This is a genomic window from Psychrobacter sp. LV10R520-6, from assembly GCF_900182925.1.
Classification (GTDB): Bacteria; Pseudomonadota; Gammaproteobacteria; order Pseudomonadales; family Moraxellaceae; genus Psychrobacter.
This window is the reverse complement of record NZ_LT900024.1, coordinates 2552907-2572512: the sequence shown is the minus strand read 5'-3', so window position 1 is coordinate 2572512 and position 19606 is coordinate 2552907. Positions and strand designations below refer to the sequence as shown.

The 19606-nt window shown below is 42.4% G+C and carries 21 protein-coding genes; 12 read left to right on the top strand and 9 right to left on the bottom strand.

Annotated features, from left to right (window positions below; genetic code table 11):
- Positions 1–63 precede the first annotated feature (63 nt).
- The 5 genes from mdcG to U1P77_RS10700 all read left to right on the top strand — a co-directional run bounded on the left by mdcG (position 64) and on the right by U1P77_RS10700 (position 3796).
- The gene (mdcG, locus tag U1P77_RS10720; RefSeq protein ID WP_321154984.1) at positions 64–753 is read left to right on the top strand and encodes a malonate decarboxylase holo-[acyl-carrier-protein] synthase; all 690 of its coding nucleotides are present in this window, start codon (positions 64–66) and stop codon (positions 751–753) included.
- A complete protein-coding gene (gene mdcB, locus U1P77_RS10715; protein WP_321154983.1) occupies positions 719–1606 on the top strand; it encodes a triphosphoribosyl-dephospho-CoA synthase MdcB in 888 nt (295 codons plus the stop codon). Before mdcG ends, mdcB begins: the two co-directional genes overlap by 35 nt.
- Entirely contained in the window at positions 1584–2504 is a 921-nt protein-coding gene (mdcH, locus tag U1P77_RS10710; RefSeq protein WP_321154982.1) for a malonate decarboxylase subunit epsilon, read from the top strand. The genes mdcB and mdcH overlap by 23 nt, the downstream gene beginning before the upstream one ends.
- A 38-nt stretch (positions 2505–2542) precedes the next feature.
- Positions 2543–3277 carry a sulfite exporter TauE/SafE family protein gene (locus U1P77_RS10705; RefSeq protein WP_321154981.1) on the top strand — a complete coding sequence of 245 codons (735 nt, stop codon included), beginning with the start codon at positions 2543–2545 and terminating at the stop codon, positions 3275–3277.
- A gap of 246 nt (positions 3278–3523) precedes the next feature.
- Entirely contained in the window at positions 3524–3796 is a 273-nt protein-coding gene (locus tag U1P77_RS10700) for an IS630 transposase-related protein (RefSeq protein WP_321154980.1), read from the top strand.
- Between the two features lie 345 nt (positions 3797–4141).
- Here U1P77_RS10700 and glmS read toward each other — a convergent pair whose 3' ends face one another.
- The 7 genes from glmS to hisF form a co-directional block, all read right to left on the bottom strand.
- Positions 4142–5986, bottom strand: a complete 1845-nt coding sequence (gene glmS, locus U1P77_RS10695) for a glutamine--fructose-6-phosphate transaminase (isomerizing) (protein WP_321154979.1) — start codon at positions 5984–5986, stop codon at positions 4142–4144.
- A 312-nt stretch (positions 5987–6298) separates the two neighbouring features.
- Entirely contained in the window at positions 6299–7681 is a 1383-nt protein-coding gene (gene glmU / locus U1P77_RS10690; RefSeq protein WP_321154978.1) for a bifunctional UDP-N-acetylglucosamine diphosphorylase/glucosamine-1-phosphate N-acetyltransferase GlmU, read from the bottom strand.
- A 145-nt stretch (positions 7682–7826) separates the two neighbouring features.
- On the bottom strand, positions 7827–8405 hold the full coding sequence (locus U1P77_RS10685) for a phosphatidylglycerophosphatase A family protein (protein WP_321154977.1): 579 nt from the start codon (positions 8403–8405) through the stop codon (positions 7827–7829).
- 3 nt (positions 8406–8408) lie between these two features.
- Positions 8409–9491: a thiamine-phosphate kinase gene (gene thiL, locus U1P77_RS10680; RefSeq protein WP_321154976.1), complete on the bottom strand. Its 1083-nt coding sequence runs from the start codon at positions 9489–9491 to the stop codon at positions 8409–8411.
- A 2-nt stretch (positions 9492–9493) separates the two neighbouring features.
- Entirely contained in the window at positions 9494–10756 is a 1263-nt protein-coding gene (nusB, locus tag U1P77_RS10675; RefSeq protein ID WP_321154975.1) for a transcription antitermination factor NusB, read from the bottom strand.
- Between the two features lie 201 nt (positions 10757–10957).
- The gene (ribE, locus tag U1P77_RS10670; protein WP_321154974.1) at positions 10958–11479 is read right to left on the bottom strand and encodes a 6,7-dimethyl-8-ribityllumazine synthase; all 522 of its coding nucleotides are present in this window, start codon (positions 11477–11479) and stop codon (positions 10958–10960) included.
- Between the two features lie 111 nt (positions 11480–11590).
- On the bottom strand, positions 11591–12373 hold the full coding sequence (hisF, locus tag U1P77_RS10665; protein ID WP_321154973.1) for an imidazole glycerol phosphate synthase subunit HisF: 783 nt from the start codon (positions 12371–12373) through the stop codon (positions 11591–11593).
- A 200-nt stretch (positions 12374–12573) separates the two neighbouring features.
- Between hisF and U1P77_RS10660 the strand changes: the two genes are divergently transcribed.
- From U1P77_RS10660 to U1P77_RS10635, 6 genes are all read left to right on the top strand, one after another.
- A complete protein-coding gene (locus tag U1P77_RS10660; protein WP_321154972.1) occupies positions 12574–13770 on the top strand; it encodes a homoserine kinase in 1197 nt (398 codons plus the stop codon).
- 52 nt (positions 13771–13822) lie between these two features.
- Positions 13823–14170: a putative signal transducing protein gene (locus tag U1P77_RS10655; protein ID WP_321154971.1), complete on the top strand. Its 348-nt coding sequence runs from the start codon at positions 13823–13825 to the stop codon at positions 14168–14170.
- Positions 14171–15082, top strand: a complete 912-nt coding sequence (locus tag U1P77_RS10650) for a class II glutamine amidotransferase (protein WP_321154970.1) — start codon at positions 14171–14173, stop codon at positions 15080–15082.
- Positions 15083–15090: 8 nt separating this feature from the next.
- A complete protein-coding gene (locus tag U1P77_RS10645) occupies positions 15091–15351 on the top strand; it encodes an ATP-binding protein (RefSeq protein WP_321154969.1) in 261 nt (86 codons plus the stop codon).
- A gap of 9 nt (positions 15352–15360) precedes the next feature.
- Entirely contained in the window at positions 15361–15558 is a 198-nt protein-coding gene (locus U1P77_RS10640) for a hypothetical protein (RefSeq protein ID WP_321154968.1), read from the top strand.
- Between the two features lie 66 nt (positions 15559–15624).
- A complete protein-coding gene (locus U1P77_RS10635; protein WP_321154967.1) occupies positions 15625–16776 on the top strand; it encodes an ATP-binding protein in 1152 nt (383 codons plus the stop codon).
- A gap of 156 nt (positions 16777–16932) precedes the next feature.
- Here the strand turns inward: U1P77_RS10635 and U1P77_RS10630 are convergent, their stop codons facing one another.
- Together U1P77_RS10630 and U1P77_RS10625 are read right to left on the bottom strand one after the other, a co-directional pair.
- Complete coding sequence (locus U1P77_RS10630) at positions 16933–17478, bottom strand: YchJ family protein (protein ID WP_321154966.1); 546 nt, start codon at positions 17476–17478, stop codon at positions 16933–16935.
- A gap of 31 nt (positions 17479–17509) precedes the next feature.
- Entirely contained in the window at positions 17510–18226 is a 717-nt protein-coding gene (locus U1P77_RS10625; RefSeq protein WP_321154965.1) for a metal-dependent hydrolase, read from the bottom strand.
- 110 nt (positions 18227–18336) lie between these two features.
- Between U1P77_RS10625 and U1P77_RS10620 the strand changes: the two genes are divergently transcribed.
- The gene (locus tag U1P77_RS10620; RefSeq protein WP_321154964.1) at positions 18337–19320 is read left to right on the top strand and encodes a DUF3025 domain-containing protein; all 984 of its coding nucleotides are present in this window, start codon (positions 18337–18339) and stop codon (positions 19318–19320) included.
- Positions 19321–19606 lie beyond the last annotated feature (286 nt).

Here is a 19606-nt window from a genome sequence, read left to right as displayed (position 1 = left end):
ATTAATATTGATAGATCTTTTATTGATAGATCTGTTACTAATATAGACAGATAGGTGATTTGCATGCATCGTCATGATTTAGTCTACTTACAACCAGAAGAAGCATTTACGATGTTAAATGCTTCTCTACCCTTATTTGTTATTCAAGCTGTTGATAACATGATTGTGGCTCAACAGCCCTTCACAGTCTGCCGACAAAGTACTCAGCACTTATCAAAAGTAGCGACGAGTCATATCGAAAATAACTGTAAATATAGGCTGGCACTACAGTTATCTACTCCTCCGAAGGTTATCACTTTGCCTTTAGCACTTGAGCGTTTAGTCCCCAGACTACCGAAGGATATTCAACAACAGACTCAATACTTTGTCAATCAATGCCATGATTTAAGTGCTGACGTCTATGCCTATGGCTCCTTTGCTAATCAGTATTTTACCAATTTGCCTTTTGTAAATCCTACTTCAGACTTAGATATTCTAATAGTAGTCAATAATATGAATATGCTAGCAAAGATATTGGTAGAGATTGAGGCTTTTAAGCAGTTTGCCAAGTCTAAAGTCGATTTAAGAATTGATGGGGAAGTCAGATTAAATAGCCATAACGATGTGTCGTTTAATGAGCTAATCCACGCCTTGATATCTGATATACCGACCGTGGTAGTCAAAACGATTTATGAGGTTGAGCTGCAAACAATAGATGTATTACTAGGATGGAATACCTATGAGTGTGAATACTTTCTTAGAACCTACCAATGAAACCTTATCTTCTAAACAAGCTATTTGGCAGCAAATCGATGATTTCGCACTTGATGCTTTATATGATGAATTAAATCTTGAGAATAAACCGGGACTGGTTTGTCCTTCAGGCAACGGTAGCCACTCAGATATGAATTACGATACTTTTATGGCGAGTATCACTTCTTTGAGAGAGTATTTTGCCACGCTAAGCGAATTCGGCTACGAAAATAGACCGTTCGATGATTTAAAAAATAAGGGCATTTACCAAGAAGTAAAAATGCGTAAAGCCACTAATAATATTAATACTCATAAAGGGGCTATATTTAACTTAGGTTTTGCAAGTGCGGCGATCGGTAAATGTTTACAAAATAATGAGCCATTAACTACTCAAAATATTTGTGCACAAATCGTCCATAGCTGGCAGTATGACTTAACGCATAGTCTTGAACGCAAAGCAGACAGTCATGGGCAGCAAATGTATAAAAAATATGGCGTAACTGGGGCAATTGAAATGGTTTCTAATGGTTTCCAAATCATTCAGAACATAGCCTTGCCTTGTTTTTATGATACTTTTTATCGTACCCAAGATTTTGAAAAAGCAGCCATGCAAACTTTAATGACTTTGATATCTGCATTATCAGACACTAACCTTGTTTGGCGCGGCGGTATGACAGATTTAACGGATGCCCAAATGGTGGCAAAACAGTTTTTACAGGCAGGGGGCGTCCATCAACCAAATTGGCGTCAAGCAGTAAGTATGGTTAATCAATATTTCATTCACCGTAATCTCAGCCCTGGTGGTAGTGCGGATTTGCTGGCGGTTACGATTTTCTTTTATAAGGTTGAAAATGAATTTAATAATCCTGTTTAGTGGACAAGGTTTACAAAGTCAACGGCATATAGATGAAGTATTGAAGGTTACCAGCGAACATGAACAGTCACTGCTAAAAACTGTGCTGCCGGAGCTATTCGCGAACGATTTTGACAATGCTTTTGACAACGAGACGTTATTCAACAATAAAGTCGCGCAACCCTTTATTTATACCTTGCAGTATTATCGGTGGCAACAACTTCGTAAATTGATTGAAAAACCAATCGCTTTTGCTGGATATTCTTTAGGAGAGATAAATGCTTTTTGCTATAGCAGTCAATTAGATTTTGAAGCGGGATTAACGCTAATTAATCATAGAGCTAAATTCATGGAAGAGGAAGTCTCAGAATCTAGTGGGTTATTAGCCATACAAGGACTGCATAATAGGGAACTGAAAAATCTACTCCTAGAAACTGATACTTATTTATCCATTAAAATCAATGAAGACCAATTTATTATAGGGGGACATACAGATAACTTGAGTCAGGCTGATAAATTAGCACAATCACTAGGGGCGCGAAATACTCAACTGCTCAAAGTGTCCGTCCCCTCACATACTAAAATGATGCAAAAAGCGGCAGAAAAATTTCGTGAATACACCGATTCAATAACGTTACCGGCGATGCAAATTCCTATTATCAGTGCGACTGACGGCATAAAATATAATAATACCAATCAAGGTTTGCATATTCTCTCAAGTCAAATTGATCATTCACTAGACTGGTATGCGTGTATGGAAAATATTAAAGAATATCAACCAAGTATGATTATTGAAATAGGTCCAGGCAATGCCTTATCTAAGATGATAAATAATTTAATGCCTCATCTGCCTTGTCGGAGTTGGGATGACTTCCGAAATTCAGATGGTTTACTAGAGTGGATACTAAAAAATAGCTAAAATTTTAGTTGAAAGCATAATAAAAGGTGAATCCAACGATGTTATATGTGTGGTTTGTTATTGCGGGTGCATTCGCGGGAGTATTTGCAGGCTTATTTGGTGTCGGTGGAGGCCTGATTATTGTACCAATCTTAGTGTGGGTCTTTACCGCCTATGATTTCTCTCCTGACGTAATAACACATTTAGCTATTGGCACTTCTTTAGCGACAATTATCGTAACCTCAATCAGTTCACTTACTGCACATAATAAGCGTGGCGGCGTACGTTGGGGCGTTTGGCGTAGTATGGCTCCTGGTCTGATAATCGGTAGTCTAATTGGGGCGGGCGTTGCTGAATCGATTGATGGCAAGGTATTGCAAGCCATTATCGGCGTTGGTGCATTGTTAGTTGCAGCTAAAATGTTATTTATTTCTAATAAAGAACAAGTCAGTAAACCACCACCGTCTGCCAGTACTCAATTTGGTGCTGGTACCAGCATAGGTTTGGCCTCATCTATTTTTGGTATTGGCGGTGGTAGTTTGACCGTACCATTTTTGAATTGGGCGGGGCTACCAATGAAACAGTCAGTAGGTACAGCAGCGGTATGTGGTCTACCGATTGCACTGGCTGGCGCTCTAGGTTTTGCATGGTTTGGAAAAAATGTAGAAAACTTACCTTACGGGGCAATAGGCTTTGTACATTTTACTGGTTTTTTGTGTATTTCGATTGCTAGTTTTATTACGGCAAAAATTGGTGCCAAATTTGCGCATCAATTACCAGCAAGTAATTGTTGAGTAGCATTGGGGTGTTTTAACGCAAGTCTTTTTACCCGTAGGTGAGAATCATACAATCACAAATTGTGGTTAGATCCCAAAAATCGCTAATTGTTCCTATAAGATATTTTATGTTAAGTGAAATTTGAGTCGGATTTAAGTGATTGTTAGTGTGGATTTTTGAACAAAAAAAGCCATCTGATCAGGTGGCTTTTTAAAATCTCGAATATTATAGTCAATAAACCAAAAAAGAATTACAATACCTAGATGACATACTCAACTGATTTTCGACAACTCGTATTAAGCAAGATTGCAGCAGGGCAAACGGTACGTCGTGTTGCCCAAGACTGGAAAAAGGATGTCCCAAAGAAGCCTTACTACCGTAAGCCCACCAAGATTGATGATGAGGCATTGAAGCAAGACGTGGCTACCTATCCAGATGCTTATCAGTATGAGAGAGCACAGCGTTTTAACTGCACAGCAAGAGGTATAGGTAAAGCGCTCAAGCGTATCAACATCACTCAAACACCCGAAAGCTGATGAGGACAAACGGCAACAGTTCAACGACTCATTAGCTCAGTTTGAGAAGCAAAACCGTCCTATTATCTATCTTGATGAAAGTGGTTTTAAGTCCCATGATCATAGGCCCTACGGCTATTGTACGAGAGTAATTAGCAGTCATACTCACTGCTTCGTAAGTGATTGATTTAATTAGGTGGTATTCCACCTAATTAAAATTACCTATCATACTAAAGCAAGCTTATATCAGACTGGGGTTTCTCATATCCTTTATTAGCAAGGTATCCAGCAGTGAGTATGATAAGTAATGACTTAGTATGATGGGTAATTACTCGCCTACACGTGTCAGCTTATTTAAATAATAAATTATTCGACGGTGACACTCTTGGCCAAGTTACGAGGCTGATCAACATCAGTACCGCGCATGACGGCAACATGATAAGACAATAGTTGTACCGGCACACTATAAACGATAGGCGCTAGGGTCTCACAAACATCAGGCACATAAACCACATGCATACGCTCCTCAGCGAGCATCTTGCTGGACTCACTAGCAAAGATAAATAGCTCACCATGGCGCGCGTGTACCTCTTGCATATTGGCTTTTAGCTTGTCAAACATACTGTCTTTAGGTGCCAGCACCACGATAGGCATGTCCTTATCAACCAAAGCTAATGGGCCATGCTTAAGCTCGCCAGCAGCGTAACCTTCAGCATGAATATAAGAGATTTCTTTAAGCTTTAACGCGCCTTCTAAGGCAATCGGGAATTGTAGACCACGACCTAAGAACAGGCAGCTTTTTTTATCTTCAAAATGCTCGCTCATCTCTTTAATACGTGTATCAAGGTTTAAGCTGGCGTAGAGCTGGCCGGGCAGCTGTTGTAGCTCGCCAAGCAATGTGGTTAAGCGTTCACCAGTCATACGCTGCTGAACAACGCCAACTTTTAGTATCAATAGCATGAGAGCCGCAAGCTGAGTGGTAAAGGCTTTGGTTGAAGCCACACCAATCTCAGGACCCGCAAGCGTAGGTAAGAAAATATCGGTTTCGCGTACCAATGATGAGGTTGGTACATTACATAGTGCCAAGCTTACTAGGCCTGCTGGGGTATGTTTTTGGGTGTCACGTAGCGCCGATAAAGTATCGGCCGTTTCACCAGATTGAGAAATGCAAATCACTAATGAGTTATCGACCACCACAGGGTTGCGATAGCGGAACTCACTGGCCACCTCAACAGAGCAAGGCATGCGTGTAAGATTCTCAAACCAGTATTTAGCGACCATGCCGGCATGATAACTGGTACCACAAGCAATTATTTGTACATGGCGAATACCTGCTAACTGCGCTTCATGACGCTCTAAAAAGTCTTTACGAAGCGTAGAAGTATCAGCACTATCAATGGCCATCTCAAGCGTTCGTGCGACTGCGTCGGGCTGCTCGTAGATTTCTTTGAGCATATAATGCTTATACTCGCCCTTGTCAGCGTTGTGCTGTTTGGCATCAATCTCGTGGATTTGTCGGCTAACTTCTATACCATCAGCGTAGACCGTGATGCTATTGCGAGTGATCTTAGCAATATCGCCTTCTTCTAGATACATGAAACGGTTGGTCACTGGTAATAGCGCCAATTGATCTGAAGCAATAAAGTTCTCGCCGATGCCCACGCCGATTACTAATGGCGAGCCTAGACGTAACGTGATCAGCTCTTCTGGACTATCCACATGGACAATGCCTAGTGCAAACGCGCCATGTAAAAGTGGAATAACAGCGCGAACGGCTTCTAATAAGTCTGGCGTTTGTTGATAAAGGTCATTAATCAGATGCGCAACTACCTCAGTGTCGGTCTCTGAGGTAAATTCATAACCCTTTGCCATTAATTCTTCTTTAAGTTCAGCGTAGTTTTCGACAATACCGTTGTGTACCACGGCAATCTTGCCTGAAACGTGTGGGTGGGCATTACGCTGTGCTGGCTCGCCATGAGTCGCCCAGCGCGTATGGGCAATACCAATATGACCGTCAAAAAATTCTGGGTTTACGGCTACCGCATCAACCAATTCTTTTACTTTGCCTACTTGGCGTTCACGATGCAACTCACCATCACGGATGATGGTCAGACCAGCGGAATCATAGCCTCGATATTCCAAGCGCTTTAAGCCTTCAAGTAAGATATTAGCGATATTACGCTCAGCAACTGCGCCTACAATTCCGCACATAGTGATTCCTTAAATTAACTATATTGTTATAAAAACTACCCCACTCTCAACTATCATAATTTTTGGCGTAGGCTGTGGCTTTAGCCCAGCGTTTTTGGCAAATTGTTACGATTGACTGGGCTAAAAGCGCCAGCCTACGATAGCCCATATTAAGTTGAGAGTCGCGTAAAAACTGTTATCAAATAATGTTTTTATGAAATGAGTGAGTAAAGTAACGGCTACCCAAGATACTATTAAGCAGCACCACAAAGTTATTGCCGCGCTGCTTAAGGTTATTTAAAAGCTTTTGACTTTGTTTTTAACTTTACTTTATTATTTAGACTTTTTAGTCGGACGTTGAAAGTTGGTCTTTTGTACTTGCCGTGCGCGCCCAAGAGCTAAGGCATCAGCATCAACATCATCGGTAATTACCGAGCCGGCAGCGACTGTTGCTGTACTACCAATCGTCACTGGTGCCACTAGACTGACATTTGAGCCCACAAAGGCGTTATCGTTAATGACAGTTTGCGATTTATTCACGCCGTCATAATTACAAGTGATCACGCCTGCACCAACATTTACGTTCGTGCCAATGGTGGCATCACCTATATAACTCAAATGGTTGACCTTGCTGCCGTGACCAATCGTTGATTTCTTAATCTCGACAAAGTTACCAACACGACTGCTGTCCGCCAAAACTGTGCCAGGACGCAAATGGGCAAAAGGACCAATATCAACACCAGCACCGATTTGGGCTTGATCGACAACGCAATAAGGTTTTAGATGACAAGCATTACCGATTTGAGCGTTTTTAATAATACAGCCTGCTTCGATATAGACGTTATCGCCCAATGTACAGTCGCCTTCGAACACCACACCGACATCGACAAATACGTCCTGCCCAGCAGTCAAAGTACCGCGAATGTCAACGCGGGTAGGATCAGCAAACTGTACGCCGGCTACTTGTAAATCCTGTACCAATTTACCTTGCCATGACCGCTCTAAGCTCGCAAGCTGTTGGCGGTTATTCACACCTTCAATCTCAAACGTATGCTCAGGCTCAATAGCCGCAATATTAATACCGTCAGCCACTGCCATTTTGACAATATCGGTTAGATAATATTCTTGCTGAGCATTGTCATTAGACAGTTTTGGCAAATATTTATGGAGTAGTGCGTTATCAACGCAGTAAATACCACTATTAATCTCTTGGATTTTTTGCTCATCACTGCTGGCATCTTTTTGCTCAACGATGGCTTCGATATTGCCGGCTCGATCACGTTTAATGCGTCCCAGTCCAAAAGGATTATCTACCGTTAAGGTTAACATCGACATACCCTCATTATTGGCAGTCTGCAATTTAGTCAAAGTACAAGAGCTAACTAGCGGCACATCACCGTATAAAATTAGACTTTGACCGTCCTTTGGCAATTGGGCGAGGGCAACTTTTACCGCATGCCCCGTACCTAATTGCTCAGTTTGAGCCACCCAAGTAATTGAGAGATGCGCATACTGATTAGTAATCACCGTCTGGACTTGCTCTCCGCCAAAACCGTGCACTACAATAGTTTCATCTACAGTAAGCTGATGACAGGTGTCTAATACGTGACCAAGTAAAGACTTGCCAGCTAGTGTCTGTAGCACTTTTGGCTTAGCCGATTGCATACGCGTGCCTTTACCGGCCGCCAGAATAATCACAGAAAGAGAAGAGGTCATAGCATTCCTAAAAGATAATTCTATAAATGTAACAAAATACAATCTTTAATTATAGCGCAAATGTTTGTTGAATAAAAATGGTAAGCAGTGTGAGCTTTGTAACTCTAGCTTATTACTAACTATTAGCCATACACTTCGTTGTCGCTTACAACAGCATGCCTAATATAACTACAATCCAAACTGCTGCTGCCATAATACCGGCGATGATATCATCAAGCATAATACCTAGACCGCCAGCGACTTTTTTATCTGCCCAGCTAATGGGTGGTGGCTTGATAATGTCAAAAAAGCGGAACAACATAAAGGCGATAACGATCGCAATGAGTGATAGAGTCTGCGATACATCTTGCCAGTAGTTTGCTGAAGAAACGCCCATATAAGAAAAGGGCAGTAGAGTGATCCATATGCCAGCCCATTCATCCCAAACGATATGCGGATCATCGTGACCTTGCATTAGATCAGAGGTACGACCGCATATCCAAATACCAATCACACAAGACAGGAGAGTAATGATTAAAAACGGCACGAAGCCTAAGCTCATCAGTGGTATGGCGACTATTAAACCGCCAACCGTACCCCAAGTTCCCGGCGCTCGGCGCGGTAATCCGCTACCCAATCCAATACCCAACCAATAAATAATACGGTCAAGCGCACTGGCATGCGCAGGCAAGGGCGGGCAGTCATTAGCTTTGCTAATATCAGGCTTAGATAAGTCTTCAGTCATGGGTTAACCTGCAAAATGTTGGTAACCCGTCAGAGTCGGCCACGTGGTAAAAGGCGAGGGTTGGCTTGGTGTTACTGCTTGATCTTGATAAAACAGTTCAGGACGCGGCGATGCTATAGTCTTATTAAAGTCAGTATCTGTAGAAACAGCTTCAGTAGAATGAATCACATTTGCTACTGCAATAACTTCACCAATACAACTTATCGAAGTATTACTGGTGGGCGCGGTGATATTGGCAGGTAACGTAAATGCCAGTTCATAATCGTCACCACCCGTTAATTGGCACAGTAACCGTTCAGACAAATCGACCCTTGATAAGGGTACACTACTTGGCAACAGCTCAAGGTTAAGACGCATACTGACATTACTTTGCTGACAAATATGACCCAAATCTTGATAAAGACCATCAGAGATATCAATCATTGCGGTCGCACCAATTTGTGCTAATGCGATACCTAGCTGGACACGTGGCGTCGGCATATGCAATCGATGCGCCAGCTCCACACCAACATCATTATCAGGATGCTGCAAAGCGTAAGCGGCATCACCAAGCGACCCTGACACATAGATTTTATCACCAACCTGTGCCCCGGAGCGGTATACCGCTGGCGTGTCTACGGCAAGGAATCCTTGGGCGCTGACACTTAGTATCAGGCTGTCATTACGGGTAGTATCGCCACCGATAAGGGTCACACCAAATAACTGGCAGGCGTGGAATAAACCTTTAGCAAATTCAGTCAACCATGATTTGTTCGCCAGACGCTCAGGTAATGCTAATGCTAGCAAGATACTGTGTGGCGTGGCGCCCATAGCAGCAAGGTCTGAGACGTTGACCGCCACTGCTTTATAACCAATCGTAAACGCCAGATGCTGTACTTGCACCCAATCAGCGCTAAAGTGCCGACCTTGCACTAAGGTATCAATACAGCTAACCAAGCGTGACCCAGCTGGCAGGGCCATCACTGCCGCATCATCACCGATACCTTTTTCGATACCTTTTTTGCTACCTTTTTTGCTACTAGCGGCTAACGAATTATCCGCTTGCAACTGGCAGAATATTTTCTCAATCAGCTCGAACTCAGTCATGGCTAGTCTTTGCTTTTTGCATCAGTAGTATCTGAAACCGTGCTGTCTGTAGCGCTATCTTCTATTTGAGAGCTGTCTGTTTCAGGGTCAGCTACTTCAATATCAGTTATTTCAGAGCTATTAGTTTCGACACTGGCTGAATCTGAATCACTTGTTTCAACACTAGCTGTAGCGCTGGTATTTGACACCTCATTTTCAACAATACTGCTTTCTGATTCTGGCGAAGCTTCAACGTTGTCAGTATCAGTATTTACATAAGTACTGACCGTAGCATCAGTAGCCGTAGTGTCGTTATCGACAACCGCATTCTCGTTAACAGAGTCGTTATTAACAGCTTCATTATCAACGGCAACGTCATCAGTACTTATATCATCCACAGTGGCATCAACAACACCATCTGCCTTATCAGAAGCAATTGATTTAGCGCTTTCTTCTTTAGCTTTGCTGTTTTCAACGGCTGCTTTAATGCTCATTCCAGCATTGGCTTTATTAGGACGGTTACGTTTGACGCTAGCATTATTAGCACTGATACGGGGTTTTGTTGAAGCGGTTGCCGTGTCGTCAGTTTCAGCTACATTTTCACTAGTGTCCACTTGAGTCACATCATTTTTTACATTTGCCTGCTTGGTAGCCGTTTTTTGCGAGGTACGTAGGTTGGCTTTGGTATCGGCTTGTACTTCAACGTCGCGTAGCTCAACTGCTATTCTGTCTAATACCGCATTAATCAATTTATGAGCATCCGTTGCGCCAAAGTGATTATTCAGTTTCATCGCTTCATCAAGCACCACTTTATAAGGAATTTCTAAGCGGTTTTGCAGCTCATAAGTACCGATAAGCAAGATGGCGTGCTCAACCGTATCCAGTTTATCGATTTCACGGTCCAGATGCTGGCTGATAAGCGCATTCAGCGTTTCAATCTGCTCTGGAATGTCATGCATCATTTCATGGTAGTAGCCAATATGTACCGTATGCATAGCGTTAGTTGCGCGCGTACGTGCTGTGATATCATGCGGAGCATTGGCTTTCCAACCGAGCTTACCACTGGTATCGAAGCGGTGGTCAGTGACGAGCCATTCATACAAGCCTTGCATGGCAAATCGTCGCGCCTTACGGATAGCGGTGTGACTGGTCTTATAAGAAGACTCACTCATATCGAAGTGTTGGTCACCCGCACTGCTGCTTGCTGTACCGATAGATTCAGCTTGTTCAGAATTGCTTTCTGCGGTTTTCGCAGCGCTAATGGCGCGCTTGAGTTGGTCAGTCATAGAGGGTCAATACCTGAATTTTAAAATAGTGTTTTAAAAAGAGTTCGTAAAAAATGCGACGAAAAAGTTAAACTATAAACGGCTGATGAATTTTGACAGCCGCTTAGTAATGCTTAAGCGCTGCAAGCATGAGCTACAGCGCTGGATAAAATCTTAAACTAAATAGCTTATATAAATTAAGCAAAGTTAAATTAAGCCCATTTAAACACTGTCACTACTATCGTCAATATCTAATTGCGATAAAACCGCAATCATCTCGAGCACGACCATCGCGGCTTCAGAGCCTTTATTACCCGCCTTGGTACCTGCGCGTTCAATAGCTTGCTCAATGCTGTCAGTCGTCAAGACGCCATTAGCAACGGGAATATTATAATCAATGGCGACACTGCTTAAGCCTTTTGCTGATTCGCTTGCGACAAAATCAAAGTGCGGCGTGCTACCACGGATAATGGCACCTAAGGCAATAATGGCGTCAAAACGATCGGCCTCAGCAGCACGTTGGGCAACGAGTGGCAACTCAAACGCACCAGGGACGCGGATAACGGTAATATTACTACCTAGTACGCCGTGACGAAGTAGGGCATCAATAGCACCATCAACTAAGGACTCGACTACAAAACCATTAAAACGACCGACCACGATACCGATGCGGGCGTCTTCATTTTGATGTAGATTGCCATCGATATGGGTGACGTCATTGCGCTGCTGTTGTAAATTTGACATTGGAGTATCCTGTGAATAATTAGATTTTTAATTGAGTTGAATAATAGGTTTTATTGATATACTAAAATCAGACAAATGAATATAAATAGTTAGTACTATAATAGCATTTTTTTACAGACGCATTTGTATTCCTTGCGCTGCCATGTATTGCTTTGCCTCAAGAACGGTATGCTCACCAAAGTGAAAAATACTAGCTGCAAGCACCGCATCCACGCCACCTTCAAGTACGCCATCGACTAAATGTTGTAGGTTGCCCACGCCACCAGAGGCAATGACGGGCACATTCACTTGACTGGTAATCTGTCGCATCAAGGCTAAATCGTAGCCTTTTTTGGTGCCATCACCATCCATCGAGGTGACCAATAGCTCACCAGCACCCAGCTCGGCCATTTTGATCGCCCAAGCGACCGCATCAATGCCGGTTGGTTTGCGTCCACCGTGGGTGAAAATCTCCCAACGTGGCACTATGATGCCATCAACGTTAATATCAACCACGCGCTTGGCATCAATGGCCACGACAATACATTGATTGCCAAATTTCTGTGCCGCTTCGCCAACAAATTCAGGCGTAAATACGGCTGCTGAATTAATAGCGACTTTGTCCGCACCCGCATTGAGCAGGTTACGAATATCAGCTATTTTACGCACGCCGCCGCCGACCGTTAGCGGCACGAATACCGTCTCTGCCATACGTTCAACGGTATGATAAGTGGTATCGCGATCATCATTGGTGGCCGTAATGTCCAAAAAGGTAATCTCATCGGCACCTTGTTCGTTGTAGCGTCTTGCCACTTCAACTGGATCGCCAGCATCTTTAATATCGACAAATTGCACGCCTTTAACCACGCGACCATTATCAACGTCCAAGCAAGGAATGATACGCTTTGCTAACATAGGGACTTTCACCTTATAATCAATTCTTTCGTAAGCGCTAGTCTAGCAAAATCACCGCCATATCAGGCATATTTTCGCAAGATTAATACGCTTTTTATCAAAGTTCTTTCATTAGTGATGTGATTGTTGCTATCACCGTTTAAATTTGTCCCAATCTAACTTTATTTAATTTTTTATTTAATCGTCATAAGTGAGTTGTCATGTCCGTCTATACCCAGTTAACCGATGATCAGTTTGCCGCATTTTGTCAAAGTTTTGGTGTCCAATTTTCCCGTGCCATTCCTATTACCCAAGGGATCAAAAACTCTAACTGGTTTATTCAAACGACTGATGATAGCGATGGCGAGCACTCTTATGTATTTACTTTATTTGAAGAGCGTCCCCCTGCTGATATTGGAAAAATGGCGGTCATTTTAAATAAGTTAAATGGCAAATTACCGGTTGCGGCACCGCTGGCACTGCTTGATTCAGGTATTGAGTCACGTGCTGATAACGACAATAATTTGAGTGATGATAAACGCTATGTCATTCACTATGAAGACAAAGCGATTACGGTAGTGCCGTGTCTGGCAGGCACACATCCTGAGCAAACCACCCAAAGCATGTGTCATGAGATAGGCGCGTCGCTGGCGGTATTGCATGCAACATTACAAGAACTGCAACCTGCCGAAAAGTATGGCGTACCACTGTATCCGTGGGCGGAAGTACGTGATCGCGAAATGCAGTTTATGCCAAGCGATGAAGCCAAGCTGATGAGCGATATTTGGCAGTCTTATACTGACTTGCCACTGGCAACACTGCCAAAAGGACTGTGTCATTTAGATATGTTTGCGGACAATACTTTGTGGGACTTACCATTAAATAACAGCCAAAAAGGCAACGAGCGTCTTACGGGTCTGTTAGACTTTACTGAAGTCAGTGTCGATCATTATTTGATGGACATAGCGATTACTATTAATGATTTTTGTACCACGTGGGGCGACGCTGAACAAGGCGAATCGGTCGATTTTGACCGCAGTAAAATGGCAGTATTTTTGCAAGGTTATGAGTCAAAAAGAGCGCTTAGAGAAGATGAAAAGAAAGCATTGCCAGTGATGCTGGCAAAAGCTGCTGTGATATTCTGGCTACTACGTCTCAACGTTATTCACTATAACCGTACTGAAGGACGTACTGGCGATAATATCATGGTCAAAAATCCTGACCTGATGAAACGATTGGCCGCTTACCATTGGTCGCATGTCGAAAAAGCGCAAAATGTGGTCTTCGTATTGCTAGATACTGATAAGGCAGACAGCCAAATAAAAGGTGTTTTTAGCAGTGCGACGCAAGCTCAAGAGCATTTAAATGATGACAGTAAATTTGAAATCAAAAAATACACCCTAGATCAACTGTCATAAGCATTCTTTCTATTGCTAAACTATTTATTCTTTAATTCCTAAAGGGGACCTCATGACCAACCAAGTCGATAACTGGCACAAATTAGTACGCTACGATACCAACATGCAAGGTGAGCTGCATGCCAATCTACTTAGAAACAACAACATTACCGTGTCGATACAAGCTCTGAGCGGTCTCCCTGGAATGAACTCAGGGGCAGTCCTATGGGTACAAGACACAGATTTAGCACAAGCAAAGCTTATTTTGAATAGCATTGACACCGATAGTCTTACTACCGATGGCGCAGCATTGCTAGATGAGATGACCGATGCAGACTTCGATAGCATTTCTGATGCTCAGACAAACCAAGCCAAAAGCAACAATAACGGCGGTACTATTAATAAAGGCGGTAAAACATAGATGTGTCAACTCTTAGGAATGAACTGTAATACCCCAACGGATATCGGTTTTAGCTTTGCCGGATTTCGTCGGCGCGGCGGTATGACGGACAGTCACGAAGATGGTTTTGGCATTGCATTTTTTGAGCGTAGTGACTGCACTGGTAAAAACAATACGGACAACAATGCTGCAACCGGTCTGCGCTTGTTTCATGACAATCGCCCCAGTCATCTGTCCCCAGTTGCCGACTTAGTAAATAATTATCCTATCAAAGCGATAAATGTCATCGCCCATATTCGTAAAGCGACTCAAGGTCAGAACTGCTTAGCAAATACCCATCCCTTTGTCCGTGAAGTGTGGGGCGAGCAGTGGGTGTTTGCCCATAACGGCCAGATGAATAGCGAGTTTATTAAACGCTGTCAGCGCTTGCAAGACAACGGTAATGCCTCGCACTGCCAGCCAGTTGGCTCAACGGACTCTGAGATGGCGTTTTGTTACTTAGTTAATCGACTCAAAAGTAGCTTTAAGTCTCGCCCTGATGACCAAACGTTGTTTAACTTTTTGACCACTCAATGTCGTTATCTGTCCGCGAATGGTCTCTTTAATTGTCTGATATCGAATGGCAGATGGCAATTGGCCTATGCGGGTAGTTTACTGTTTTATCTCACTCGCCAAGCGCCGTTTGGTGAAGCAAAATTAGCAGATAATGACCTAGCGATTAACTTTGGCGATGTGACCACAGATACAGACAAAGTCACGATATTGGTAACGGTTCCGTTGACTGACAATGAAAAGTGGCAACAGCTGGCCGTCAATGAGTGTCTAATATTCCAAGATGGTGAGGTGCTGTATAAAGACAGTCCAAGCCAGCGGAAGTTTTTGACTATTGATGAAGGGGTTGCGATTGCGCGGGCAGTTGGGGCGAGTATTTAGGAGTGGATATGAGTCATGACGAGCTTTTGGAGTTACTAGACAGCCTTATTGATGATTGGGAAAACGAAGTTGTTGAATTTAAACGCGGCAAAAAAGAGTTCTCATTATCGGACATTGGTAAGTATTTTTCTGCGATAGCCAATGAGGCTAATCTACGCGCGCATGAATTCGGCTGGCTAGTATTTGGCATTGATGATAAAAGTCGCAAAGTCATTGGTACAGACTATAAGTCTGGAGTATCTGAAAAAATACAAGGAGTAAGTTATTAAGTTATTCAAATGACACAGCCTAAAATTACATTTCGGAATATATTTGAAGCGTCTCACCCTACGGGTAAGGTTGTTATGTTCCAAATACCGGCAGCTCCTAAAGGTTCGCCAGTATCTTATAATGGGCATTATTATGCTAGAGCAGGTGAAAGTTTAGTCGCATTAGGTTTAGATAAGCTGAATGAAATAAATCAGCAAGAGAAATAGGTAGATTGGTCAGCACAAATTATACCGGAAGCCACTAAAATTATACCGGAAGCCACTATTAGTGACTTGGACTCAGAAGCAGTAGAAAAAGCAAAGCAGAATTTTGCTAGAAAAATGGAAAAAAGAGTACAAAGCTTTGATAGTGAAACCATACTTAAATTAAATGATATAGACTTTTTAAATAAAGCCAGATTAACTGAAAATGGTAAAGTTACTAGAGCCATACTTTTATTACTTGGCAAAGCAGAGTCGGCTTATCTCCTTTCACCTCATCCGGCATCTATGGTATGGAGCTTAGAGGCGAGAGCGCGAGCTTATGAACATTTTCATCCACCTTTTCTACTGACATCGACGCAACTTTATCAAAAAATACGTAATTTTCAAATACGGATTTTACCTGATGACCAACTAATCCCTATTGAAATCGATAAATATAATCAGCGCGTTGTGTTAGAAGCGTTGCATAACTGTATTGCTCATCAAGACTACACTAAGCATTCTAGAATTATTGTATCCAAAAAAATAGATAGATTGATTTTTGAAAGTGAAGGCAGTTTTTTCGAGGGTAAGCCTACAGATTATATAACTTATGATAAACGTCCAAAAAAGTATCGTAATCTAAAATTAGCACAAGCGATGGTAGAGCTAAATATGATTGACACGATGGGTTATGGCATTCATGAAATGTATGAAAAACAGGCAAAGCGCTATTTGCCACTTCCTGATTATGATCTAACTGCATCAGCCGTAAATTTGACAATCTATGGTGATATCGTTGACCCTGCCTATAGTAAGCTTTTAATAAAAAAAACAGACTTGTCATTAATAGAAATTATAGCTTTAGATAGAGTTCAAAAAAGACAAAGTATTTCTAAGAATATGGCGGAAGAGCTAAAACGTAAGAGCTTGATAGAAGGACGACGACCTAATTATTATGTCTCCTCTTCAGTTGCGGAAGCAACTAATAAAAAAGCGAAATATATACGCAACCGCACTCAAGATGATACTTTTTATATGCAACTTATTCTGGACTACATAGATAGATACAGCCACGCTACTAGACCAGAGATTGATAATTTGCTGCTTCCTAAACTTAGTGAAATACTCAATGACAAGCAGAAAGTCACTAAAGTAGGACATTTATTAACTAAGCTCCGGAAAGTAGATAGAATAGAAAATATCGGGGCAGGGCGAAACTCTAAGTGGGTTAAAAAATGAGAAAGAAGTGAGAGAAAAGAGAGAGAAAAATGAATAGTTTGAGAGAGAAAGATAATCTTATTTTTTATAACTATATGATATTAAAATATATTTTTTTAATATAAGATTATAAGCAAGCTCATAATTTGAGAGAGAAACGCTAATATATGAGAGAAACTAAGCCAAAAAAACCCCACAACAGCGTTTAAACTTCTCCCCAGACCCACAGATACATGGCTGTTTTTGGCTCACCGACATCGATACCGTTGGGTCAAGGAAGTACCAGCGTTCTTTGTTTTCAGAAGCAGACTTGTCCGTTATCTTTACAAAGGTAGACAGCTCATGGTGTGACTGCGTTCCCTCTGATGTCACGTAATAAGCCTTAAACTCAACTTGAGCATGACGCTTACCAAGTTTTGGCGTGTGTTGCACGATCTCTAACCCTGCCCAATCCGTTTCCTTTGCCCATGTTTCAATAGCATTGATATCAAGCAAAGCCTGCTGCGCGGGCACAGTGGTCTTGACGATATAATCCGCCTTTACCAATACAAACGCGCTATAACGAGTGCGCATCAAACGTTCAGCGCTCTCAGCTTGAACGCCTTCAACTTTATCAATATCGTTATGATAAGGCTGACAGCAGTCTTTATAAGCTAATGGTGTGCTTATTGTGGCTAATGATGGATTAATTTGGCAAGGGCAATTTTTTATAGAAAGTGGCATAGGGTACTCTAATGATTAATCAATAATACTTTCAAGATAACAAATTTTTTATAAAGGTAGGCAGCATGCCGACTTTGAGCTTTGCCCAAGGGGCAGGATCGCGCAGCTGTTCCCAAAACGGTGCAAAAGGTGGGGCGGAGAATACCAGTAAAGCCAGCAGCGCATACAATATTAGATACCACCAGCGGTCTTTATGTTGATAAAACTTCATCGCCGTACCGGACGAGCGCTTCATGGTCATCCCTGATAGATTCACGCTGTACATCTCATCTAATAGCAAATGTACCATCGCGCCACCAAATAAAAATAGACCGTAAAACCAGCTGGCCGTTAGCGGATTGTGCACTACATAATAGCTTAAATACGTCAGTCCAAGCCCCAATATCGCCATGTAGGGGACCGAGTGAATAACGCCGCGATGCACAGTCATGCTGGTAAATATCTGAAAGACCACATAACGCATAAAACCATAGCCCGCCAGCCAGAGCGCTATTAAGGCCAGTAAGCTTAGCTCACTGCGCCAATGCATCACCAGTCCAAAGGCAAAAATAAAGGACGCAATATTAAAGCCCAATTTAATCGGGGTCGAGTTATCAGAGTCTAGATCAGGCAGCAGTCCGCCTATCGTACCGAGCGCCACGCATATTAAAAACCCTGAGTCATTCAACAGACCGGCTTTATAAACGGTTAAGCCCATCATGCCACTTACCGAAAATGCGCCATTTAAGTGGGTATTAAAATTCGCCATAGAAGGGTCGCCCTAGCGGTAAAAAAGCGCCCTATGATACCATGAGCTACCACGCCAAACTCATCGCGTTTCGCATAATATAAGCCACACGTACCATAGAGATTCTCATCATGACTGCTCACGCTCTATTGCCTAAAATATCACCCTCTGCTACCGATTCATTGGATTCAAGCTTTGCCGCTATTAACTGGCAAGCACCGTGGCTGTGTCATCTCAGCCAATTAGATTATCTCAGTCAAACGGTAGAGAATTTAAGTAGTCAGGCGCAACGTTCAGATGGGGAAGACGCTAATTTTAAAGATAATTTTAATCATAGCACCGCTATCATCGCTGAGCTGTTAAATACAGCTATAACTCAGCAGAATAAAAAATCGCCATCTCAAACCAAACCGACCCAAAATAATCAAGCTCACGCTCTAATATTTGTCTCCCAAGACGCATTGCCAGATGGCGAGGCTTATGAAAGCTTTATCGCGTCAACGGGCAATATTCCTACCCGTGATAACTTGCATGATTTATTTAATGGCAGTATTTGGCTGACTTTTCCTAAGACTAAGGCACTGTTGAACTATCATCATATGTGCCAAATTGCTGAGCAAGGAATTAGTGAGAGTCGCGGGCGTGTACGCGATACGGTTACGGTGTTTGATGAAAATGGAGCGATATTGGTAACCTCTGAGCCTCACATTGGTAAGGCGTTAATTAAGTTTGATTGGCAAGCAAGCTTAGTGTCACCGCGCGACAACTGGGAAAACCCGCGCCAGCCAAATGAGGATACACAGGCGGCGGTTTATATTTTTGGCCATGCATTACTTGAGCAGCTGATACAACCGCGTAAACCATTATGTGCGCATAGCGTGGTAATCAAGGTTGCGCCTGATTTTTTTACCTTGTCATTACCAGACCGTTTGGCGTCTATCGATAACAAGCTGGCTGAACATATGCATCAGCTATTATCGCAGGATGATATTACCCCGCGCAACCTTTCACCATTGCCGATACTAGGTGTACCTCATTTTTGGGCTGACAATGCCAATCCTGAATTTTATGAGGACAGTTATGTGTTTCGTAATGGCCGTCGCCAGCAAGTATGAGCAAACGCTTTTTTACTATACTGCTAGGCTATTGTTGCGGTTACGATTATGCCACGATTCTTTAACTACTTAGCATTAACAAGTGTAGGGTTATTTGTTATGGTAAAGGGGCGTTACTGTTAATTAAAGTGTAGGGTTATTTGTTATGGTAAAGGGGCGTTACTGTTAATTAGTATGTTTATACTTATACTTATAATTATTTGTTAATAAAGCTATGAATAAGTCATTTAATTTTTTTTAACCTTCTTAGCCACCTGTAATAACAATAAATCCACAACCCCCTAGA